This window comes from Frankia sp. EI5c, from assembly GCF_001636565.1.
Classification (GTDB): Bacteria; Actinomycetota; Actinomycetes; order Frankiales; family Frankiaceae; genus Parafrankia.
In genome coordinates this window covers 1-2,617 of record NZ_LRTK01000146.1, presented here as the reverse complement: position 1 = coordinate 2,617, position 2,617 = coordinate 1, and the positions used below count along the sequence as shown (strand labels likewise).

The 2,617-nt window shown below is 61.7% G+C and carries 3 protein-coding genes and 2 pseudogenes; 2 read left to right on the top strand and 3 right to left on the bottom strand.

The features are described from left to right. Positions 1–152 (top strand): annotated as a pseudogene (locus tag UG55_RS44925) (ISAs1 family transposase); the annotation flags it as partial. Positions 153–166: 14 nt separating this feature from the next. Next, a pseudogene (locus UG55_RS48425) lies at positions 167–290 on the top strand (ISAs1 family transposase); the annotation flags it as partial. Between the two features lie 652 nt (positions 291–942). Here the strand turns inward: UG55_RS48425 and UG55_RS28070 are convergent. The 3 genes from UG55_RS28070 to UG55_RS26660 all read right to left on the bottom strand — a co-directional run. After that, on the bottom strand, positions 943–1,245 hold the full coding sequence (locus tag UG55_RS28070) for a transposase family protein (protein WP_242425168.1): 303 nt from the start codon (positions 1,243–1,245) through the stop codon (positions 943–945). Positions 1,246–1,513: 268 nt separating this feature from the next. Beyond that, positions 1,514–2,065, bottom strand: coding sequence for a hypothetical protein (locus UG55_RS29000; protein WP_128423215.1), 552 nt, complete (start codon positions 2,063–2,065; stop codon positions 1,514–1,516). A gap of 341 nt (positions 2,066–2,406) precedes the next feature. Further along, the coding region (locus UG55_RS26660) for a transposase (RefSeq protein ID WP_199865287.1) at positions 2,407–2,617 on the bottom strand (211 nt) is incomplete at its 5' end.

Here is a 2,617-nt window from a genome sequence, read left to right as displayed (position 1 = left end):
ACCTGGTCACGAGTCTGCCGACCCATCAGGCGAGGCCGGCCGAGCTCGCCGCGTTCGCCCGGGAGCACTGGCACGTGGAGAACCGGCTGCACTGGGTCCGCGACGTCACTTTCGGTGAGGACCTCGGTCAGGTGCGGACCGGTAACGCGCCCNAGGTCATGGCCANCCTCCGCAACCTCGCGATCGCAATCCTGCGCCTGGCCGGTACTACGAACATCGCCGCGGGAATCCGCTATCACGCCCGCCGCCCCGAACGCCCCCTACAGACGATCACGAAGCTTGCTTGCTAAGCGACAACTTTGCCGGGGCCCTGGGCAGGACCCGCAGAAGGAGATGCTGCCGTTCCGGGATCTGTTCCCGGTCCTGAGGCGCCGTTGCTGCACCCGTTGCTACAAATCGCCCCTGCCGGCAAGATCGGCGGGGGCGATTTGGCTGGTGCGCCCGGCAGGGATCGAACCTGCGACCCAGTGCTTAGAAGCAATTGAGGCTAGTGCGCAATGCTGAACTGCCTGTTCACAGGTGGTGCGCGAGCGTAGGAGGCATAGTTATCAGTTGTCTGCCGGGATGGGTTTCTGTCATCTGGCAAGCGGTCTTCTTGCTAGCCGTCGAACTCCGGCGAAATGCGCTGTGCTGAGCTGACGATGGCGCAGTGCCAGTATGGCCTGGCAGTCTGTGGCGAGACTGTGATTCCGGCGATCCATGGGTTCTGATGGCGCTGGGTGATGGTTCCACGGTGGATCGTTTCTTCCTGTCCGTCTATGCGGTCTATGCGGTGCGCGCGACGCGCCGACGAATATAAAGATTCAGGGTTCACTATCTGTTTGTGTCTGCGCGAACTATTGACGTACAGATTCAATTGGGGAAAAAGAGGCTGTCAGCGGTGCGGGAGCCGCACAGGGTCTTGTCGTCGACCGCGACCCGCCATCCCGGTGTCCGGGCTGGTCACCGCGGCGGCCCACGCTCCCAACGCCGTGTCCAACGCGTCAGCGTCGAGAGCTGCGAAGACCGGCGGAACGTCGACTCCGTAGGCACCCGGACGATCCTGAGCGAACCGGTGACCGTCAGGCTGGCATCCGCGGCCCATTCACCGCTCGCGGTGAATGACCGCGCGCTGGCGACGACCGCGCACGTTGCCAGAGTCAACACCACGGCCAGGCTGTGCTGCCGTCCTCCGGGCCTCTGCGGACCAGGCACCCAGCCGAAGACCCAACAGACCCGACAACGAGGACGGACCGTAATGACCATCCACGGCGGCGACAGCCAGCTGATCGAGAACAGGAACAGGCGGTGATACTGGTACGGCGGGCACGGCACCTCGGGTCGATCATGATGGTGTAGGAACCTCCGTGATCTTCAGGTGTGGTGCCCACGCCCATGAGACCGCCGGCCGCGCACCGGCCTCCCGCTACACAGCCTCACCGCAAACCCCAGGCCTGACCACCACCTACGCGTCAGCAAACTTGCCGCGGCCCTGCGAGGGGTGGCGGACAGCAGCGGCGGCGGGCGAAAGAGATTACTGGAGCGGCATTTCGAGTCGCGCGATTGCTGCGCGGAATGGCCCGAGCATCCATTGAGGTGTCATCTCGATGCCGGTGATGCGTTCTATGAACATAAGGGACGCTTGGGGCCCTGCATCTTTGAATGGAAGATCTACTTCTTCAGGGAGGGCATCGTCGGCACTGTAGTGATCCGCGTCAATGTCACGTATCAATCGGCCGTTGGAGGCCACTTTGATTCTTGGTGTCCCCCATGGAAATCCACATTGGATTGCCATGGCGTTCCTGGATATGGGCTCTAGAAGCTCATAGCTTGGGAATCGAGTGCCGTGCTCGCTGATCGCGACCCAGTCGGTGGACATGGTTGGCATCACCGCTACGTGGCATACCGCCGAGTCCGGGTCAACTGGAAGAATCTCTGATATCACCCGTTCTGTCAGCGCTTCGGGTGCGACTCGATACGCTTCTAGGACGCTTTCTATGGAATGGGACTTCACGAAGAGGTAGTAGCCGTTGTCGTCTGCACCACAATCTACGACCCAGTCATATTTTTCGTAGGAATTCTCCATAATAATGAGTCCTTTCTGCGGGCGCGGCTGGGTAGGAAATATGGTGTTCGACTGACCCAACCGCGCCCGCCTCTGCTACGTCAAGCTCCGGGCGCCGTTACTGGGCGACACCTATTGGTAGCAGCGTGCGCCAAGGCCGTGGTCCGGTCCATCGACCTGGACGCGGAAGTAGTCGAACTCAACAATACGCTGATTTTGCCATTCTGACTGAAATCTGTTTCCGGCCAGCCCGTTCTGGCCTGAAGGCATAGAACAGCGCCCCCAGTCGACTCCGTACTGCCCGCTAGCAGCGCCATTTCGAGTAGCTTTGGGGGCTCTTCGCATTTGATTAGAGGCCGTGATCAGGCGGTTGCGGGATGTGGCTGGCTTGGTGTCACGGTGCGTAGCCAGGTTGGGCGGGTGCGGCGGGAGGCGGCGTAGCGGGCTCGGCGTTGCTGGTTGGTCACGTTGGTCAGGCCGAAGGCCAGCCGGTAGACGAGTTTGATCAACCTGTTGACGCCCTCCGCGGTGGCGTTGGACAGCCCGTGCAGGACGGCATTGCCGATCTCGTCG

What these genes read in the sequence shown, in the direction of transcription:
- UG55_RS28070 (WP_242425168.1), bottom strand. Translation starts at nt 1,245, where the DNA reads ATGGTCATTACGGTCCGTCCTCGTTGTCGGGTCTGTTGGGTCTTCGGC.
- UG55_RS29000 (WP_128423215.1), bottom strand. Translation starts at nt 2,065, where the DNA reads ATGGAGAATTCCTACGAAAAATATGACTGGGTCGTAGATTGTGGTGCA.